Here is a 16982-nt window from a genome sequence, read left to right as displayed (position 1 = left end):
GGGACTCATGGCGCAATCCCTGAAGCTCGGCGGCACACCGGAGGGCGAGGAGGCGAGAGGCATCCGTCGTCTCAACCGGCTGCCGATCATCGTCGCCATCGTGCTGGTGATCGTGTTCTTCGCCGTGATCTTCTACGGGCTGACCTCGCGCGGGCTTTATGTCCATCGAGCGGCCGGGATCGACACGGCTTCGTCCAGCCCAGCCACCACCTTCGCCGATCAGCTGAAGAAGGGAATCTCCAACGGCATTATCGGCGACCAGTCGGAGGCGCAAGCCTTTCAGCCGGCGCCGCAGTCCGAAGCACCGAAATCCCCGAGCAATCCGTTCGCCCGCCGACAACAAGCCGAAGCGTCGGCATCAACGCTCGAGCCTGAGGCAATCTGGCGGGCGCGCCTCGAGCGGGAGGCGCATGAGCAATATCTGCGCGAACGGCAGCGCGAGCGTATGGCGCGCGTCCAGTCCAACGATGCCGCCTATGATTCCCCGCTTGCCCTCAATCTCGGCAAGCTCCAGACGTCAACCGCGCCGGCGAGCGGCGGAGCACCGTCGAAGGCAACGTCGACACCGGGCTTTGCCCGCGGCGCGAACGATCTCTACGCGGCGGCGTTGCACGCGGGCTTCGGCACGCAGAACATCGATCCGAACGGGCAGGGGGCGAAGGAGGACTTCTTCAACGCCGACCTGAAGAAGCTCGGCTACCTTCCCAACAAGGTGGTCGCGCCGACCTCGGCCTTCGAATTGAAGCGCGGCTCGGTCATTCCGGCGACGTTAATCACCGGCATCAATTCCGATCTTCCCGGTCGCATCACCGCCCAGGTTAGCCAGAACGTCTACGACAGCGCCACGGGGCATGACCTGTTGATCCCACAAGGCACGAAATTGTTGGGCCGCTACGATTCCAAGATCTCGTTCGGCCAGAGCCGCGTGCTGGTCGTCTGGACGGATATCATCTTCCCGAACGGCGCGACATTGCAGATCGGCGGCATGGCGGGCACGGATTCTGAAGGCTATGGCGGCTTCAACGATCAGGTCGACAACCACTCCTTCAAGGTGTTCGGCTCGGCGATCCTGATCGCTGCGATCGGCGCGGGCATCGATATGTCGATGCCGGCGAGCTCTCCCTATGGCTATCGGCAAACGCCAACGGACGCGGCGCGAAACAGCTTTGCCCAGACCTTCGGCCGCGTCGCCGAACAGACCATCAGCAAGAATCTCAACGTCCAGCCGACGCTGGAGATTCGGCCGGGCTATGTGTTCAACGTGCTCGTCGACCAGGACATGGTGTTTCCAGGCGCTTACCGTGGATGAAGTCTACACTGTGGTTACGATAGACTCTCTGTGAGATGCCGCTTTGTGCTCGAAATAAACGATCCAGTTGGCTGAATGAAGATCGCTTCTCGTTCTCGCAATTATCGCACGCCGCGAAGGGCGAGGACGCCGGTGCAGTACCCGCGCGGAATTCCGCGGTGCGAGGGGCTTCGATCCGGCTAGGGGCTTCATCATTGAACTGACAACGACGCTTGTGTCGATCGCTACGGCCGTATATGCCGAAAGTTGAGGTTTGGCTTGAAGAGACGGCCCGAACCCCGATTAGAACCGCTAGAATAGTTGCAGACAGCTGAAACGCGGTGAAATTACTTCAAGCATCCGCGGCGAGCCATCGGCCTCGAAGATATCGACATCTCATCCGACTAGCGCTATCGCGATCGAAAGGTGAAGGATAAAACCTGGGAGGCACTTACATTGGGTGGGCAGCTACAAGGGTTGATTGACGCCGTCGATGTGGCACAGGACGAGCGTTCCATACACAATGCGATCAAGAATTTTACCGTTGCGTCTGGCTTCGATCGCTACGCCTACATTCATATCCATGCCGGTGATGGAGTTGGTTTCACAGATTATCCGGTGGAGTGGCAGAATATCTATCTCGAGAAACGTTATACAGTCATCGATCCCGTCGTTACGACCGCCAAGCGCACCATGAAGATGTTTGCCTGGTCGGCGGAGGATCGCGCCGTGCGGAGGAGCTCGCGCGAGATCAAGCAATTCTATTCGGAGGCAACCGACTTCGGCATCCGCTCCGGCGTCTCCGTTCCGATCCGAACAAGCTATGGCCGCACCGCGATGATTACGCTTGCGTCAGATCGACGGCAGGTCGAGCTCCCGCCTTGGGATCCTATGCAGGCGGCGCTGGCACTTGCCTACATTCATATTCACCTCAGTCTGGCGTCCGCGTCGTCACTGAAAGCAGGAGAGGTGAGCCTGTCGGCGCAGGAGGCGACCTCGCTCAGTTGGTCGTCACATGGCAAGTCCATGAACGTGATCGCTGACCTGCTGGGCATCAAGCCACGAACAGTCCAGTTCTATCTCGACAATGCGCGAGACAAGCTCGGCGCCAGCAACCTTCAGCAGGCCGTGAGAATCGCGATGGAGAAGAAGCTGATCTAGTTTAGCGTGCGCGCCATCAGCAGCACTCAGACTGACTTCGGCACGCCCGAGCGCGGCTCCAGCTGACGGATTGGGAGTCTAAAAAGCGTTACTTGGTAGACTATGCGGCCGAAACCTTCGGAACGTAGCCGAGCCGATCGACCAAGTTGTTCAAGACAAGCTGACGCGCCCGATGTTCGGTTTCTGCGTGCTGGTGGATTCGTTGGAGCTGCGCCCGGCGCTCAGGACAACAGCCTGCGTCAGCCTCTGCCGCAACCAGCTCCAATCGAGTCGTTTCCGCGAGCGCGACGCTGGCGCGGTATTCGCGAATGGCGCCGATGGCAAGGCGCTCAAGTTCAGGTTGCGCTAACCCGCCGAAGATGTCCCCGAAATCGCTATCGGGCCCGGTGCAGGGCGGTTCATCATCATTGCTGGACACCACAATTCTCACCTAGGCTTGGTCCGCGGTGCGCCCCCGCCAACGACAATCCCTTGATCCCAAGCCGGGGGTTAGAAAACCGCGATTAGACGGTCCCTGTGACCTTTAGCACCGAGGAGCCTGGACATACGTCACAGGCCCCCGGCCGTTAGGTCAGAGGATTTCCGGTACCGTCACGGCCGGCACCAACCGCTAATCGAGGGGTTTCTAAGCCCCGAGGCAGCGCGTACTGCCCTGTGATTCGTTATAGATTGGAGAGGGTTTTGGCGCCAGCTGTGAAGCGTTGGCGAATTCAACGAAATTGGTGCAATCTGTACGGGCACGAGCACGAGCGACACGAAAGGCGCGCAGATGACTGGCGAGGCCCGAGACTTGCTGATGAATATCGAAGAAGAGAACGAGCGGCTCGAGAGCGAGCTTGCATCGCCGAGCCTTGGGCGCATGACCGAATATGCAATTGCGCGCGCGAGCGGCGATCCCACGCTGCTCCGGATTGGCTGGATCGCCGAGCGGCTCCATCTCAGCGTCGCGGAGCTGGCGGGCGATCACGCCGCGCTTTCGACCATTCAATAGGGGCCGCCGCCCGCGTCGGTCGGGATCCGCGGGAGCGGTCAACCCGCCAGCCGCTCGGGCTCGACCTTCAAGTGGACCGCCTCGCGCCGGTTGAGCTCGCGCAGAACAGCCGACAGGTTCGTAAGGCGCGGATTTCCTCGCGGCCCGAACATGCGCATCAGATTCTTCGGGTCGATCGACACGGCTTCGCCGAGCTGATCGAAGCCGACGGTGGCGTTGATGTAATCCCGGATCAGCGTCTTGCCGGTGTCGGCGTCGCCCGCGGCGAAAGCCTCGACCGCCTCGCCGAGAAGGGCCACCCGAAACGCCGGATCGCGCGCGGCGCGTGCTTTCATCGTTTCCTTGAAATTTCGCGATAGGGCCATCGCTCTCACTCCTTCGCCGTCTTGCGGCTTTAGTAGTCGGCCCATCGCTGGAGCGCCTGGGCAATGTCAGTCTGCTGCCGGGTCTTTGTTCCGCCTCCGAGCAGGATGATCAGCTTCGTTCCGTCGAAGGCGAGATAGATCCTGATGCCGGGTCCCCAATCGATCCGCCACTCCGAGACGCCCTGCCCGACCGGCTTCAGGCCGGACCGTGCTCCAGCGCCAAGCCGGGCGACCGCCGCCGTCACCTTGTGGCGGCATGAGCGGCTGGGAGCGCGTCGAACCAGGCGTCGAACGGACGACTGCCGCTTGCGTCCTCATAGCTTCGACATCCACACTCATATGGTATCGTATATGATACTTTCAAGCCGAGGCAAGCTCGGCTTCTTCGACAGCACCGCGGCTATTTGGGCTTGGTGACGCCGATGCCGCTCAGGTCGATCCGGATGCCGGCCTTGTTCGGGTTTTTCGGGCTCCTGTGGCGGCTCGGCCTTGTTGCCCGGGCCGGCCCCCGGCCGATGTCACGTGATGGTAGTTTGCCGGGCTCGGGTTCGTCGAACACATATTTCCCCTCGAAGTAGCCGCTCTTCCACGCCTCGACCGCATCGCCGAACGCTGAACCGTCCCGGGTTTGCCGGAGGCTCCAAAATCGATCCGCCACTCCGAGACGGTTGGGCGCCAGCCTGAAGCCGGTCGGACATGCGGCGTCGAACCAGGCAACGCACACCGTGCGTCGCACCGCTCGGCAGGCTCAAGGCGAAGGCGACATAATCTCGCCGGGCGACATCATTGCATTTCGCACGTTGTCATTATATAAGTAATGGTATGCTGATTGGAGCAGGATCATGGCGACCGTAATCACCATCAATCGCCCAGAAGTCGTCGCGCTTGTCGAGGAGGCCGCAGAGAAAATGACGGGCGGCAACAAGACCGAGGCGGTTGCTCTAGCCATCCGGCGGTTGCTGGAACAAGGCGCACGCGCTGGAACCTTGTTTGGCGCTCATAAGAAATCCGTGCGAATTGCCGAAGGCGTGGACCTGACCGCACCAATTCTGGACGTAGTGCCCGACGCGGAGACTGGCAGGGAAGTCGAGCGGTGACTGAGGCTCTCCTGCTCGACACGCACATCGCCTTATGGCTCGACAGCGGCAACGACCGTTTGCGTCATTCGACCCGCGCTTTGATCGACAATTGCTGGCGGAATGGCGGAACAATTTTTCTCAGCTCCGTCACGGTTTGGGAAATCGCCCTGCTTGTCGATACGGGACGGATCGAACTCGACATTCCCGTGGATGCGTGGATCGACCGTTTTCTTGATCGGCCAGGCCTCGAGGGCGTGCCCCTGGCGCATCGCGCCGCCGCCCGCAGCTACCAGCTTCATCATCTTGAGCACCGTGATCCTGCGGACCGGCTTCTGATCGCCACGGCGATCGACCTTCGCTGCCCGTTGGTGACTTACGATGAGCGCATCACCCAATTCGGCAAAAAACGCGGGCGGCAACAAGAATTCTCGATCGAGATATGAAATTCTCGATCTGGTCAGAGACTTCCATTGTCTCCACGACCTGCTCGCACAGAACGATTTCGCGCAACCAACGGCTTTCAGGCTGCCTATTTCGGCTTGCCGACGCCGATGCCGGTCAGATCGATGCGGATGCCGGCCTTATTGGGGTCGTCGGGCTCCTTCACAGGCTGCGCGCCGCTGTCGGCGCTGGTCGCAGCCTTCGGCGCATCGTCCGTTTTGACAGGCTGATCGCTGTCACCCGGCGTGCCCTTCCGTGGCGGGAGACTGCCGGGCTCGGCTTCGTCGAACACATATTTCCCCTCGAAGTAGCCGCTCTTCCACGCCTCGATCGCATCGCCGAACGCCTGATCGGCCGGAGCGCCATACCATTTGACGACGATGCGATAGACCTTGCCGAACAGCGTGGTGCCCATTTTGATATTGGCGCAGGCATCGACGAGATCGGGCTTGAGCTCCGAGACGTCGCTGACGCCGAGCCCGGCCGGATATTGCGTCACGCCGACGCGGACCATGGCCTGGCCGACATAGCGCCGAACGAGCGCCATCGCCTGATCCGGCGTCTTCGGTGGCGACACGAGAACGACGCGGTTGCCGGCGTGGATGGTGACGGTGAGCGGATCGGACGATCCGATCGCACGGATGAATTTCTCGACGATCGCGGGCTTCAATGCCGGATCGACGCAGTGATGGATGGTGGCGGCGTCGATCATGACAATCCCCTTCAGGTGTTGAACGCGAGCACGAGCGGCAGGGCGAACAGGCGCGCCCAGGCTTCGACGCTGGCTCTTTGAATGGCGAGGATGCTGGTACCCGCGGTCCACCAGTCGTTGCCGATCGCGACGACGACGTCGGGCGAATAGAACATCGACTGCAGGACAGGCCAGACGAGCAGCTGCTCGTAACAGATCAGCGGCGCGAGCTGCCTACCGGCGGAGGCGACGACAGGATTGCCGAAGAACGAGGCCTTCGCTCCGCCGTCCCGCCCCGTCCACACAAGCCAGGGCTGCCACATCGAGACCGGGACCGGCATGCGCTCGCCATAAAGCTCGTGCGCCTGCGCCTCGCCGATCTCCACCATGGCATTGTCGTAGCCGTCACGATCGACGATCGCGGCACCCGTGATCACCGTGACGCCGACGCCGCGAAGGCCAGCCATCCAGAACATGCTCGCGGTCGGTGTCCACAGCCCGGCGGCGCTCTCGGGAAGCACGACAACGCGCGCGCCAGCGGCGCCGGTCTTGAGCGCGCGCTGCAGAAGCGCGGCCGATTGCGCGAGATCGGGAGCCCGGCCGAGCGCGCTTCCAAGCTGCGTATCGAGGCCCACCCATGCGGCCGGCGGCGCCGGCGCGATCCAGTGCGCGCCCGACCAGGTCCAGAAGCCGGCCGCGACGATCGCCGCGACGGGCCAGCAACGCGTCGTCATGGCGATCAGGATGACGGCCGACGCCGCCAGCCCCCACCATCCCCATCCGGGAAACAGCACGCCGGCCGCCGTGATCGGTTGTGCCCACCCGACGATGCCGAACGGCGGCAGGCTCATCAGGGTCGCCGCCGTTCCGAACGAAATCGCCCTTCCCCATCCCGCTGCCTCTGCCAGAGCACGGCGTGGACCAGGACGAAGGCGGCCGCGGCGCCGATCCAGAAAGCGATGCCGACGAAGAAGTCGCTGCCGTAGAAATTGACCACGCCCTGCGGCAGGCCGCGCGACGCCGCCAGGAAATAAGCGGCGCTGATCATGGCAGCGACAACCCGCGAACGGACGAACGCCCACAGCGCCGGGAAGGCGCAGGCCAGCGGCAGAGTGAGCGCGTGACCGCTCCAGGCCACAGCGCCGACCACGGCTGCGGCCACGATCATTGTCGCCGACCGTCCGGCGTTAGGGACCGAAAGTGAGGACCGGCCGGGCGAGGCCGAGAACGCCCGACGACGGGATCGGGCCAAAATACCGGGAATCATAGGAACCTGCGAATTCGGAGTGGAGGAAGAGCCGACCTGTGGGAACGACGCCTCCGGCAAACGGCGAGAGAGGACGGCCGGCTGCGTCGGTGTGATGCACGACGGAGCCCGGCAGTGGACGGCCGTCGATCGACACCTGATCGGCGACATCGACCTTTTGCTCGCCGACCGCGGCGACGGTCTTGATGAGCGGACTTAAGCCCCCGGTGCAGAGGCCGCGGCGGATGTAGCCGCGATCGAACGCGCGTTCGAACACGGCCGTGTCGGGCGGACAGATGAAGATGCGGTCGCCGACGTCGGCCGGCCGATCGAGCTCCTCGATCCGCCACAGGCCGCGCGGGTAGCTCGGCGTCATGTTGATGCGCAGACCGGCAAACCAGCCGGCGGCCGCGATGGCGGCGGCGGCAACGCCCGCACCCGTCGCGAGGATCATCAACGGGACACGCCCCATCGTCATTTTAGGGTCTGTCCCTGGCGCTGGGTCAGACGCTCCGCCTCGGACTTCTTGAGCGCTTGCGCCGTGCGTTCCCCTGCTGCGAGCTGCTGGGCCGTGCGCATCGCGGGCCAGGCTTGCTTCAGCTGCTCGCGCCGCGCCGGGTCCATGCTCGCGGCCGCTTTCTCGAAGGTCTGGCCTTTCGCCTCTCTGGCGGCGTTCGGCAGGAAGGTGCGGTCCCCGAAGCGCTCGGCGATCGCCTTGTTGAAGCCATCGATCTCGGCCTTCACCATCCGGTCGGCGAGCGCGAACTCGAGCGCGCTCGGCAGGTCGTTGCGATCGATCGCGTCGCGCACGCACTCGAGCACGCGATATGCGTCGCGCGACAAAGCCGAGATATCGACGGCGACGCGATGCCGGATCGCGCGCTCCTCTGCCTCGTGCTTGTGCTCGGCCTCGGCGCGAAGCCGCAGGTACCGCTCGATGTCGTGCTTCAGGGCCGGCACATTTGCCTCGGCGCGTTCGCGCTCGCGTCTGTCGGCCTTGCCCGCCAGAAGGCCGGTCTTGCCGCGCAATGCTCCGAAGGATACCGGGCTCGCGGCGAGCCGCGCGATCATCGATGTCGCTACGGGCGGGTCCTTCAGCATGGCATCGAAGTTCACCGTCCTGAACGCGCGCTCGGGATCGGCGAAGACGAGGCGGAAGCGCGTCGACACCTCCTCCCACTGCTTCTTGATGGCGGGGTCGGCGAGGATCCTGTCCTCGACCGTGTCGTTGAGCGATTTGGGGAATGTCGTGACGCCGGCGACCATGGGCTTCGCCTCCCTCTGTGCGGTGCTGATGATGGGTTTGCGGCTGTCGATGAGGCCGAGCTTCCCGCCGAGCGCGCGCAACCGGCGGCCCGCATCCACCAACCGCTGCTTCTGGCGGAGCGTCCAGCGCCGGCGGTCGTTGATGAGCGTGCGCGCTACCTTGACGACGTGCAGGCCGCGGTTCGCCGCGAAGCGCAGCGCATCGCGATAGAGGGCGCTGCGCTCGTAATCGAGCGTGGTTTCCTTGGCGCGGCGCTGCGACAGGATGTGGATCAGGCCGCCAGCGAGCTGGAACGAGCGCCGGCCGTAATAAAGCGCTACATCCTCGCGATGGCGGGTCAGCGCAACGTAGGTCAGGTGTTTATCGAGCGAGAGCGTCGCCAGCACCTTGACCCGATCGACGGTCGCGCCTTGCGCCTTATGAACGGTCGTTGCATAGCCGTGGTCGACATTGCGATAGAAGCGCTGCTCGACCATAACGCGGCGACGGTTCTCGACGCCACCCTCGCCTTCGCCGATCTCGGCAACCAGGCGTCCCGGCGCGGCTTCGACGACCTTGCCGATCACGCCGTTCTTGACGCCGAGCGAATTCTCGTTGCGGAGGAAGACGATCTGGTCGCCCGGCGCGAAATGGCGTGTGCCATCCTCGGTCTGGAACGCGTGGCCTGCTTCGACGAGACCGCGTTCAACCAGTTTGGCCCGCGCCATATCGTTGAGCGCGCGGACGTCGCGGCGCAGATGCGCGAGGATCAAGGTCGACTTCGCGGGATCATAGTCGCGGTTCCAGTCGGCGATCAGACTGTCGATCGCCTGCGCCTTCAACTCCGAGCCGAGCACGCGCCCGTGGTGACGATAGGCGGAAAGCGCCTGCACCGTGCGGCCGCGCGCGAGATCGAGCGAGGCGTTGCGCATCCATTGTTCGCGCTGGCGATAGATCGTCTCGAGTTCGGCATAGCCGATGCGCTCGACGATAGCGCGAAACGCGGCTCCCGCTTCGATCGGCTGGAGCTGCTCGGGATCGCCGACCAGGACGAGTTTCGCCCCGGCCTTTGACACCGTCTCGACGAACAGCGCCATCTGACGCGAGGCGACCATACCGGCTTCGTCGAGCACGAACACGGTCTTGTCGTCCAAGCCGCCCCGGCCGTTCTTCCAGCTCAATTCCCAGGAGGCGAGTGTGCGCGAGACAATACCCGCTTCCTTCTCCAACCCCTCGGCCGCCTTGCCGGCGAGCGCTCCGCCGACGACGCGATAGCCTGCTGATTTCCACATCTCGCGCGCCGCCCGCATCATCGTGGTCTTGCCGGCTCCCGCCCGGCCGACCACCGCCGCGATCCTTTCCCCGGACGCCAGATGCTCAATGGCGGTACATTGCTCGGTGGAGAGGTTGGCGTGACGCGCGGACACCGCCGCGATGACGCGCGCTTTGACCGGAAAGGCGGTGCTCCCCGAAAGATGGATCGCGCGCCGCGCCATCTCGGCCTCACACCGGATCAGCTCGCGCACCGTGTAGCGCGCCGGCGCTCGTCCGCCCGACGCGAAGTCGATGCTCTCGGCTTGCAGCCGGATCACGTCCGGCAATTGCAGGATGCGGGTCAGAAGATTCTGGAACGTGCCGGTATCGTCGACATAGCGATGCAGCACCTTGGCGATGTCGCATTCGTCGAAGACGCTTCTTTCACGGGAGACGAGCTCGAGCACGATCTCCGGACGACGTTGAACACGCCGGGCGTTCTCGGCGCGGCTTTCCTCAAAGACCGCGAGACGATCGAGCCTTTGCGTGCCGCCCTGCCGCTTCGCCTTGCGGTCGATCGCCTTGGTCGCGACGCCGATATGGGTGGTCGGCACGATGTCGATGCCGCGCTCGGCATAGGAGCGGCCATCGACGCGGACGTCGAGACCGGCGAGCGCGAGATGCTGGTTCTGCAGATCGATCCATCGCGCCCGCTGCGCCAGGAAGTCCGGCGTGTCGCCCGCCCAGAGCGCATAGCGGATCTTTCCGGCCTTCGTGCGCAGCGGCTTGCCGTCTTCGCTCGTGACAGCGACCTTCTTTCCACCGAAGCCGCTCTCGGTCAGCGGACGCAGCGTCGTCATCAGGTGGACATGCGGATTGCCGGGCTCATTGTGATAGACCCAGTCTGCGACCTGCCCGCGCGGGAGAATTTCCTGCGCCACGAACTGACGCGTCAGCGCGATGTTCTGCTCGCGCGTGAGCTCCGCCGGCAGCGCGATGATCGCCTCGCGCGCGAACTGCGCATCGGAGCGTGTCTCGAAGGCCTCGACCTTGTTCCAGAAGGTCTCAGATGCGCCCGACACCGATCGGTCGGCGATCAGCGCACGAACCCAGGCCGGCGCGTCCGCAGGCAGGACAAATTCCTCATGGGCCAGGTTGCGCTTGTTGGAATAGTCGATGACGCGCGCCTCGGCCTCGTAGTCCATCCGCGCGCAATGGCGGTAGGCCGCCGACAACACCGCGCTGCCGCCGGTGCCGCGGCTGATGATCTGGACGGTGAAGTGGGTGATGGCCACGGACGGCGCGATCCCAGGTTGAACGAACATGCCGTTCGTCGGGATCGGCCCGCCCAGCATGGGCGGGAAGCAGGACGTCGCGTCAGCGACGTATAACTGCGCCCTTGGACCGCTCCTTCGGAACGGCGGGATGATCTTCCAAAGTGTCGGCTTCGCCGACCCCGTTAATTAGCGGGGTCGCGCTTTGCGCTCATCCCCGCTTTCCTTGGTCGAAGCTTCGCTTGAATCCGACAGGAAAGGTCGTCCGGAATGAAAAAGCCCTCGCGGCAGATCAGGGAGGAAATCGCCCGGCTTCAGGAACAGCTGAAGCAGGCTGAAACGCGGGAGGCCGAGAGGATCGGCCGCATCGCGCTGAAGGCCGGACTGGGCGAGATCGAGATCGAAGAGGCCGCTCTGCTGTCGGCCTTCGAGGAGGTGGCGAGCAGGTTTCGGAAGGGCGGCGGACGAGTCACGAAAGCGCCCCTGGCCGTCACGGCTGGCGTGTCTGCGGGCGCGGCTCAAGAGGGCTGAGCGGATGCGCCGCTCCGATTCCGTGGAGGCCCGCAAGAAGGACACGCGGGAGAAGATCGAGCTCGGCGGCCTGATCGCCAAGGCTGGCTTGCGCTACGAAAAGCGTGCGCTGCTGCTCGGCCTGCTGCTCGATGCCAGAGAGCGGCTTCACCATGATGCCGAACGCGAACGTCTGACGGCGATCGGCGCGAAAGCGTTTGGCCATGACGCTCAATAAGATCGTATTCGCCATCGCGCCGGCCGTGCTGATGGTCGGGCTGTGCTTCGTCGCGACGGACGTTGAAGTGTGGCTATCGAAGTTCGGGGCGAGCCCGAACGCGCGGCTGATGCTTGGCCGGATCGGCCTCGCACTGCCCTATGTGGTGGCCGCCGCTGCCGGCGTCATCTTCCTGTTCGCGGCGGCGGGCGCCAGCGCGATCCGCGCGGCGGGATGGGGTGTCGTGACCGGCGGCTGTCTCGTCGTCGTCATTGCCGCCTCGCGTGAGATCGCGCGCCTGCATTCCTTCGCCACCGCCGTGCCGGCCGGAGAACGCCTTCTTGCTTATGCCGATCCCTCGACCGTCGGCGGGGCGACGATCACGGCGCTCGCGGCCGTGTTCGGATTGCGGGTGGCGATGCGCGGCAATGCTGCGTTCGCGGCCGCCGCGCCGCGCCGCCTCCGAGGACGACGGGCCATCCATGGCGAATCCGACTGGATGGGGGCGAGCGAGGCCGCGCGGCTGTTTCCCGACACAGGATGCATCGTGGTCGGCGAGGGCTATCGCGTCGATCGGGACGCGGTCGCCGACCGCGCCTTTCGCGCCGACGATGCCGACACATGGGGCGCCGGCGGCGAATCCCCGCTGCTCTGCTTCGATGCCTCGTTCGGTTCCTCGCACGGCATCGTCTTCGCCGGATCGGGCGGCTTCAAGACCACGTCCGTGACCGTGCCGACGGCGCTCAAATGGGACGGCGGCCTCGTTGTCCTCGATCCGTCCAACGAGGTCGCGCCGATGGTCTCGGCGCATCGGAGGAACGCCGGCCGGCAGGTCTTCGCGCTCGACCCGCGCTCGTCAGAGATCGGCTTCAATGTGCTTGACTGGGTCGGTCAGCACGGCGCGACCAAGGAGGAGGACATTGCCGCCGTCGCGTCATGGATCATGACCGACAATCCACGCCAGGGCTCGGCGCGGGACGATTTCTTTCGCGCCTCGGCGCTGCAGCTCCTGACGGCGTTGGTCGCCGACGTCTGCCTGTCCGGTCATACGGAAAAGAAGGACCAGCATCTGCGCCAGGTCCGCGCCAACCTGTCCGAGCCGGAGCCGAAGCTGCGGCAGCGGCTTCAGGCGATCTACGACAACTCGGCGTCCGGCTTCGTGAAGGAAAACGTCGCGCCGTTCATCGCCATGACGCCTGAGACGTTCAGCGGCGTCTACGCCAATGCGGCGAAGGAGACCCACTGGCTCTCCTACGCCAACTATGCCGCGCTGGTGTCGGGATCGAGCTTCACCACCGCCGAGCTCGCGGACGGGCAGACCGACATCTTCATCAACCTCGATCTGAAGACGCTGGAGAACCATCCGGGCCTCGCCCGCGTCGTCATCGGCTCGCTGCTCAACGCCATCTACAATCGCAATGGCGAGGTCAGCGGTCACACCCTGTTCCTGCTCGATGAGGTCGCCCGCCTCGGCTATCTGCGCATCCTCGAGACCGCCCGCGACGCCGGCCGCAAATACGGCATTACCCTGTTGATGCTCTATCAGTCGATCGGCCAGATGCGCGAAGCCTATGGCGGTCGCGACGCGACCAGCAAATGGTTCGAGAGCGTGTCCTGGATCTCGTTCGCGGCGATCAACGATCCTGAGACCGCGGACTACATCTCGAAGCGCTGCGGCGACACCACGGTCGAGGTGGATCAGCTCAGCCGGTCCTCACAAATGTCGGGCTCGTCGCGGACTCGCTCCAAGCAACTCGCGCGCCGGGCCTTGATGCTGCCGCACGAGGTCCTGCGCATGCGGACCGACGAGCAGATCATCTTCACCGCCGGCAATCCGCCGCTGCGCTGCGGGCGCGCGATTTGGTTCCGGCGCGCCGACATGAAAGCCTGCGTCAGCACGAACCGGTTTCAACCGAAGAAGCAGACATGACATAGCCCAAGCGCTGCGGCCCGGGTCGCGATCGGTCCACGTTCGGCCGATCAAACGCGCGGCTCGGTAAACTGGCATTCAAAAATGACGGCCGGAGGTGGAGCAGCGCACCCCGGAGCAAGCCACGGCGTCCGTCGGCAGCCTTGGCCCCGCGAGAGGATCGTGACGCGAATGCGCGGAGAGACCGCTTGCAGGCTCCGTGAGCGAAGCGAGTAGAGCCGTCCCCGAAGGGGCTCGCCCAAACGCTGCTGTGGTCCGCGGATTAATTCCGAGATAGTGAACGTCGTGAGCCGGACGAAGCGGAGTCGGTTCGAGGACGCCGTCCCTTTCCCGCGCGGGCGGCCGGACATCCGGCTATTTGTCCGGGACGTGCAGATAGTCAGTGGCCGCCTGCACCGTGGCGAACGCTGCCAGCTGTTGCGGCTTCGTCCGGTGGCTGGCGGATCATCAGGATTTGATCGGCGTCGAGACAGGTGCAAGGGCGCTCGCGGAACTTCAGCCACTCCGCTTGCTTCGCTTCGGCCAAAGCGCAGGCCGCATCGTAATCGTCGGCAACACCGAGATAAGTCGAACGGTCCCATGCGCCGCCATTCAGGCAGCGAACCTCGATGCGCCCATCTGGCATTGTGACGCCGTAGGGCCGATCCCACCATTGGTCGAGCTGCACCTTGCTACGTGTCTCGTTCGGCATCGCGTCGAAGCTTTTCGGCAGTTTGGGGTCGAGCGGAATACGGTCTGGCATCGTGTCCTCTGATCAGGCCAAAATTGCCAACGCGGGCTGAATTGGGAGAGCTAAATTTGACGATGCCATTGACACATCTCCGTCACGGCCGACGTCCCCGCCCGGCCCTTTTTGCCCCGCCGAGGCGCACTTTGGGGGCATGTCACCACTCCAGACGAGATCATAGACCGGTGAGATCCCATCACCCCCAGGGAAACCGCATTGGCATTGGTTTTCACCGTCGTCATAGCGGGGATTCTCGTCATCGAGCACTTTGGGATCGATCGATTGAGGCGCACGGTGGCTGCGCTCCAGATCGACACGCTGACGGCGACATTTCCGATCTGCGGTGCTGACCATCGCGTGACCTGCGTCATCGACGGCGACACGTTCTAGCTCAACCGCGTGAAGATCAGTATTGTGGACATCGATGCGCCGGAACTGAGCCCGCCGCGGTGTGACGTGGAACGTGTGAAAGGCGAAGCTGCAAAATACCGCTTACAGGAATTGCTCAATGCCGGCGCGTTCTCACTCGTCAGCGGAGTCCGGGACGAAGACCGGTATGGCCGCAAACTGCGTACCCCGACGCGGAACGGCCGCTCCATCGGCGAGGCGCTGGTGGCGGAAGGACTAGCGCGGCGATGGAACGGAGCGCGGCATCCCGGATGCAACTGAGGCATCGGGGAAAATGAATCGATGGCATAGGTTCGATTCATTATTCCAATTGGACGGCGCTTGCGAAGCGAGCGAGACTCCGGGCATGCCTGACCTTGAGCCGTACCCACTTCATCTTCGCCGCGTCGATGTCGCACGCAATATGAAGCGCTTCTACATGCTGTCCATCCAGCCGACCCTGTTCGGCGGGTTCTCGCTGGTCCGCAACTGGGGCCGGATCGGCACCAATGGCCAGACGATGGTACAGACCTTCGACGGCAGCGCGGAGGCCGGAGAAGCGTTTGGCCGGCTGGAGCGCGTCAAGCGCAAGCGCGGATACGCCGTAGCTGACGAGAAAGTCTGATATATCGTCAGTTTTCCGTGGATTACGGCTCTGCTTGCGATGTCTGCCCTACCCGTCCCACGATCTTGGTGTCAGACGGAGGCAAATCACACGAAACGGAGCCCGCCTTCATGACGACTGCCAACGAAATCGCCGACAAGATCGCCGCCGAGAACAGCCTGACAAAAGCGCAAGCGAAGGCCATTGTCGACGGCGTATTCAAGGCGATCGCCGATGCAGCCGCGAGCGGGGCCGAGACAAGCATCGCCGGCTTCGGAAAATTCAAGGTCAAGGATGCACCGGCCCGCGAGGGCCGTAATCCGTCCACCGGCGCGACGATCGCGATCGCGGCTTCGAGGAAACTGACTTTCGCACCAGCCAAGGCCATCAAGGACGCCCTCAACGGATGAGAGCGTCCATGACGGCGGTTGCGCGGTGAGCAAGTGGACGAGGGGGTTATGCCCCCTCCTCCTCGATCGCGAGCGTTTCGTCGCGCGGGCGGATGAGATGGCCCAATTCGGCTTCGAGGGCTGTGCGCTCCCCAGAAGTGAATAGGCAGTCGCGCGGCTCCGTCCGCAATTCTTCGACGGTATCAACTGTCATGAGCGTATCGCTGATCTAAAAAGAAGAGGGCCTCGCCATCCGGCGGAGCCCTCTTGCGCGATCGCTCAGTCGCGGCTCGGGCGCGACCAGATGAGCGAGTAGCCTTCCTCGCCTTCGACCTCGATCAGCGTCGCGTAGATCGGAGCGGGGAAGCTCGGGTCGTCCAGCTTCACCGAGTGATACTCGCGGCCCGTGTCCTGGGACTTTTTCTTCCACATCGCGCCGAACTCGATGTTCGCGCCGGCGAGGATTCGGAAGTCGGGGGACTTGTCCGAGGTGCGCTCGGCCGGGACGATCTTCGCCTTGACGGTGCCGAGAGCCAGAGTCTTGACGGTGCCGACGAAGCCGTTGTTGCCGTTCAGGGTGAAGTTGCCAATGGTAGCCATGTTCGTGTCCTCTTTCGTTTCTCGGGCCGCGACCATCGCGTCCTCGATGGCTGTCGTTTTCCGAAGGCGATCGGGCCGTTCACCTGCAGGGCCGGAACGCAGTGGAGGACGGCCAGGGCAAGGCTTTCTTGTCTCGCGAGGAATGGGCGCGCAGCGGCCAGGGGAAGAAAGCTGAGCACGGCCGTTGCGGCCTTGAGATCGAGACGGCGCGCAGCGACGGCGTCCTTCGGTTAGACATGCCAAATCGAGGACGCATTGGGCGCTTCAGACCGACCGATGGGATACGACTGAGCGCCAGGCACACGATACCCCACGGCGAGGGGCGCAGCACCGAGATGAAAGCTCGCATCAATCACCGCAAGTTTTCGACCGGACGAGCGCGACCCGGCATCCGGACGATCAATCGCGGGGCAACCAATGTTCGCCAATGGAAAGTCCGCCTCCAGGGCCGACGCGGTTATCACGGCAAGCGCGACCCAGCGTGTCAATCGGCGCCGAAGTTTGACCCCCGTATTGCCTCAGGAAGGAATGTTACCCGGGATGAAGGTCTAGGGATTGGTCGCCGGATCGACACTGGTGTGG

Annotated in this window: 20 protein-coding genes and 2 pseudogenes; 11 read left to right on the top strand and 11 right to left on the bottom strand. The window is 63.9% G+C overall.

Features of this window, described 5'->3' with window-relative positions; genetic code table 11:
• The first annotated feature begins 7 nt into the window (after nt 1-7).
• A complete protein-coding gene (gene trbI, locus AC1RT6_RS17710; RefSeq protein ID WP_493029560.1) occupies nt 8-1309 on the top strand; it encodes an IncP-type conjugal transfer protein TrbI in 1302 nt (433 codons plus the stop codon).
• A gap of 435 nt (nt 1310-1744) precedes the next feature.
• Nucleotides 1745-2449 carry an autoinducer binding domain-containing protein gene (locus AC1RT6_RS17705; protein ID WP_472791925.1) on the top strand — a complete coding sequence of 235 codons (705 nt, stop codon included), beginning with the start codon at nt 1745-1747 and terminating at the stop codon, nt 2447-2449.
• Nucleotides 2450-2549: 100 nt separating this feature from the next.
• On the opposite strand, the gene AC1RT6_RS17700 is transcribed toward AC1RT6_RS17705, so the two are convergent.
• On the bottom strand, nt 2550-2867 hold the full coding sequence (locus tag AC1RT6_RS17700; protein ID WP_472791926.1) for a transcriptional repressor TraM: 318 nt from the start codon (nt 2865-2867) through the stop codon (nt 2550-2552).
• 351 nt (nt 2868-3218) lie between these two features.
• On the opposite strand from AC1RT6_RS17700, the gene AC1RT6_RS17695 reads away from it, so the two are divergent.
• The gene (locus tag AC1RT6_RS17695; RefSeq protein WP_472791927.1) at nt 3219-3440 is read left to right on the top strand and encodes a hypothetical protein; all 222 of its coding nucleotides are present in this window, start codon (nt 3219-3221) and stop codon (nt 3438-3440) included.
• A gap of 38 nt (nt 3441-3478) precedes the next feature.
• Here the strand turns inward: AC1RT6_RS17695 and AC1RT6_RS17690 are convergent, their stop codons facing one another.
• From AC1RT6_RS17690 to AC1RT6_RS17680, 3 genes are all read right to left on the bottom strand, one after another.
• Nucleotides 3479-3805 (bottom strand): helix-turn-helix domain-containing transcriptional regulator, encoded by a 327-nt coding sequence (locus tag AC1RT6_RS17690; RefSeq protein WP_472791928.1) that lies wholly within the window; start codon nt 3803-3805, stop codon nt 3479-3481.
• 29 nt (nt 3806-3834) lie between these two features.
• Nucleotides 3835-4050, bottom strand: a complete 216-nt coding sequence (locus AC1RT6_RS17685; RefSeq protein ID WP_472791929.1) for a type II toxin-antitoxin system RelE/ParE family toxin — start codon at nt 4048-4050, stop codon at nt 3835-3837.
• Nucleotides 4051-4205: 155 nt separating this feature from the next.
• Nucleotides 4206-4541 (bottom strand): hypothetical protein, encoded by a 336-nt coding sequence (locus AC1RT6_RS17680; protein ID WP_493029559.1) that lies wholly within the window; start codon nt 4539-4541, stop codon nt 4206-4208.
• 106 nt (nt 4542-4647) lie between these two features.
• Between AC1RT6_RS17680 and AC1RT6_RS17675 the strand changes: the two genes are divergently transcribed.
• Both AC1RT6_RS17675 and AC1RT6_RS17670 read left to right on the top strand, forming a co-directional pair.
• Nucleotides 4648-4902: a hypothetical protein gene (locus AC1RT6_RS17675; protein ID WP_472791931.1), complete on the top strand. Its 255-nt coding sequence runs from the start codon at nt 4648-4650 to the stop codon at nt 4900-4902.
• Nucleotides 4899-5327 carry a type II toxin-antitoxin system VapC family toxin gene (locus AC1RT6_RS17670; protein WP_472791932.1) on the top strand — a complete coding sequence of 143 codons (429 nt, stop codon included), beginning with the start codon at nt 4899-4901 and terminating at the stop codon, nt 5325-5327. The genes AC1RT6_RS17675 and AC1RT6_RS17670 overlap by 4 nt, the downstream gene beginning before the upstream one ends.
• An 86-nt stretch (nt 5328-5413) precedes the next feature.
• On the opposite strand, the gene AC1RT6_RS17665 is transcribed toward AC1RT6_RS17670, so the two are convergent.
• From AC1RT6_RS17665 to traA, 4 genes and pseudogenes are all read right to left on the bottom strand, one after another.
• Entirely contained in the window at nt 5414-6037 is a 624-nt protein-coding gene (locus AC1RT6_RS17665) for a TraH family protein (protein WP_472791933.1), read from the bottom strand.
• Nucleotides 6038-6048: 11 nt separating this feature from the next.
• Nucleotides 6049-7184: pseudogene (locus AC1RT6_RS17660) on the bottom strand (conjugal transfer protein TraB).
• Between the two features lie 19 nt (nt 7185-7203).
• On the bottom strand, nt 7204-7734 hold the full coding sequence (gene traF, locus AC1RT6_RS17655; protein WP_472791954.1) for a conjugative transfer signal peptidase TraF: 531 nt from the start codon (nt 7732-7734) through the stop codon (nt 7204-7206).
• 2 nt (nt 7735-7736) lie between these two features.
• Nucleotides 7737-11057 carry a Ti-type conjugative transfer relaxase TraA gene (gene traA / locus AC1RT6_RS17650; RefSeq protein ID WP_472791955.1) on the bottom strand — a complete coding sequence of 1107 codons (3321 nt, stop codon included), beginning with the start codon at nt 11055-11057 and terminating at the stop codon, nt 7737-7739.
• Nucleotides 11058-11306: 249 nt separating this feature from the next.
• Between traA and traC the strand changes: the two genes are divergently transcribed.
• Genes traC through traG form a run of 3 tightly spaced genes read left to right on the top strand, consistent with a single transcriptional unit; the run spans nt 11307 to nt 13693 of the window.
• Entirely contained in the window at nt 11307-11567 is a 261-nt protein-coding gene (traC, locus tag AC1RT6_RS17645; protein ID WP_472791934.1) for a conjugal transfer protein TraC, read from the top strand.
• A gap of 4 nt (nt 11568-11571) precedes the next feature.
• On the top strand, nt 11572-11784 hold the full coding sequence (gene traD / locus AC1RT6_RS17640) for a conjugal transfer protein TraD (protein WP_472791935.1): 213 nt from the start codon (nt 11572-11574) through the stop codon (nt 11782-11784).
• Nucleotides 11771-13693: a Ti-type conjugative transfer system protein TraG gene (gene traG, locus AC1RT6_RS17635; RefSeq protein WP_472791936.1), complete on the top strand. Its 1923-nt coding sequence runs from the start codon at nt 11771-11773 to the stop codon at nt 13691-13693. Before traD ends, traG begins: the two co-directional genes overlap by 14 nt.
• A gap of 379 nt (nt 13694-14072) precedes the next feature.
• On the opposite strand, the gene AC1RT6_RS17630 is transcribed toward traG, so the two are convergent.
• Nucleotides 14073-14435 (bottom strand): hypothetical protein, encoded by a 363-nt coding sequence (locus AC1RT6_RS17630; RefSeq protein ID WP_472791937.1) that lies wholly within the window; start codon nt 14433-14435, stop codon nt 14073-14075.
• A 258-nt stretch (nt 14436-14693) separates the two neighbouring features.
• Between AC1RT6_RS17630 and AC1RT6_RS17625 the strand changes: the two are divergent.
• The 3 genes and pseudogenes from AC1RT6_RS17625 to AC1RT6_RS17615 all read left to right on the top strand — a co-directional run bounded on the left by AC1RT6_RS17625 (nt 14694) and on the right by AC1RT6_RS17615 (nt 15821).
• Nucleotides 14694-15089 (top strand): annotated as a pseudogene (locus tag AC1RT6_RS17625) (thermonuclease family protein).
• An 85-nt stretch (nt 15090-15174) separates the two neighbouring features.
• On the top strand, nt 15175-15432 hold the full coding sequence (locus AC1RT6_RS17620; RefSeq protein ID WP_472791938.1) for a WGR domain-containing protein: 258 nt from the start codon (nt 15175-15177) through the stop codon (nt 15430-15432).
• A 110-nt stretch (nt 15433-15542) separates the two neighbouring features.
• Nucleotides 15543-15821, top strand: coding sequence for an HU family DNA-binding protein (locus tag AC1RT6_RS17615; protein ID WP_472791939.1), 279 nt, complete (start codon nt 15543-15545; stop codon nt 15819-15821).
• 46 nt (nt 15822-15867) lie between these two features.
• On the opposite strand, the gene AC1RT6_RS17610 is transcribed toward AC1RT6_RS17615, so the two are convergent.
• On the bottom strand, nt 15868-16014 hold the full coding sequence (locus AC1RT6_RS17610; protein WP_472791940.1) for a hypothetical protein: 147 nt from the start codon (nt 16012-16014) through the stop codon (nt 15868-15870).
• Nucleotides 16015-16079: 65 nt separating this feature from the next.
• Nucleotides 16080-16436: a DUF736 domain-containing protein gene (locus AC1RT6_RS17605; RefSeq protein WP_472791941.1), complete on the bottom strand. Its 357-nt coding sequence runs from the start codon at nt 16434-16436 to the stop codon at nt 16080-16082.
• Nucleotides 16437-16982: the final 546 nt, after the last annotated feature.

It is taken from the genome of Nitrobacter sp. MLSD-S21 (assembly GCF_058809865.1).
Note: the sequence above shows the minus strand (reverse complement) of the source record. Positions and strands in the feature narration are given on the sequence as shown.

Bases quoted from the DNA above. Each gene is read 5' to 3' on its own strand.
- trbI (WP_493029560.1), top strand. From the start codon at position 8: ATGGCGCAATCCCTGAAGCTCGGCGGCACACCGGAGGGCGAGGAGGCG.
- AC1RT6_RS17695 (WP_472791927.1), top strand. From the start codon at position 3,219: ATGACTGGCGAGGCCCGAGACTTGCTGATGAATATCGAAGAAGAGAAC.
- AC1RT6_RS17690 (WP_472791928.1), bottom strand. From the start codon at position 3,805: ATGGCCCTATCGCGAAATTTCAAGGAAACGATGAAAGCACGCGCCGCG.
- AC1RT6_RS17675 (WP_472791931.1), top strand. From the start codon at position 4,648: ATGGCGACCGTAATCACCATCAATCGCCCAGAAGTCGTCGCGCTTGTC.
- AC1RT6_RS17665 (WP_472791933.1), bottom strand. From the start codon at position 6,037: ATGATCGACGCCGCCACCATCCATCACTGCGTCGATCCGGCATTGAAG.
- traF (WP_472791954.1), bottom strand. From the start codon at position 7,734: ATGGGGCGTGTCCCGTTGATGATCCTCGCGACGGGTGCGGGCGTTGCC.
- traC (WP_472791934.1), top strand. From the start codon at position 11,307: ATGAAAAAGCCCTCGCGGCAGATCAGGGAGGAAATCGCCCGGCTTCAG.
- traD (WP_472791935.1), top strand. From the start codon at position 11,572: ATGCGCCGCTCCGATTCCGTGGAGGCCCGCAAGAAGGACACGCGGGAG.
- traG (WP_472791936.1), top strand. From the start codon at position 11,771: ATGACGCTCAATAAGATCGTATTCGCCATCGCGCCGGCCGTGCTGATG.
- AC1RT6_RS17630 (WP_472791937.1), bottom strand. From the start codon at position 14,435: ATGCCAGACCGTATTCCGCTCGACCCCAAACTGCCGAAAAGCTTCGAC.
- AC1RT6_RS17620 (WP_472791938.1), top strand. From the start codon at position 15,175: ATGCCTGACCTTGAGCCGTACCCACTTCATCTTCGCCGCGTCGATGTC.
- AC1RT6_RS17615 (WP_472791939.1), top strand. From the start codon at position 15,543: ATGACGACTGCCAACGAAATCGCCGACAAGATCGCCGCCGAGAACAGC.
- AC1RT6_RS17610 (WP_472791940.1), bottom strand. From the start codon at position 16,014: ATGACAGTTGATACCGTCGAAGAATTGCGGACGGAGCCGCGCGACTGC.
- AC1RT6_RS17605 (WP_472791941.1), bottom strand. From the start codon at position 16,436: ATGGTCGCGGCCCGAGAAACGAAAGAGGACACGAACATGGCTACCATT.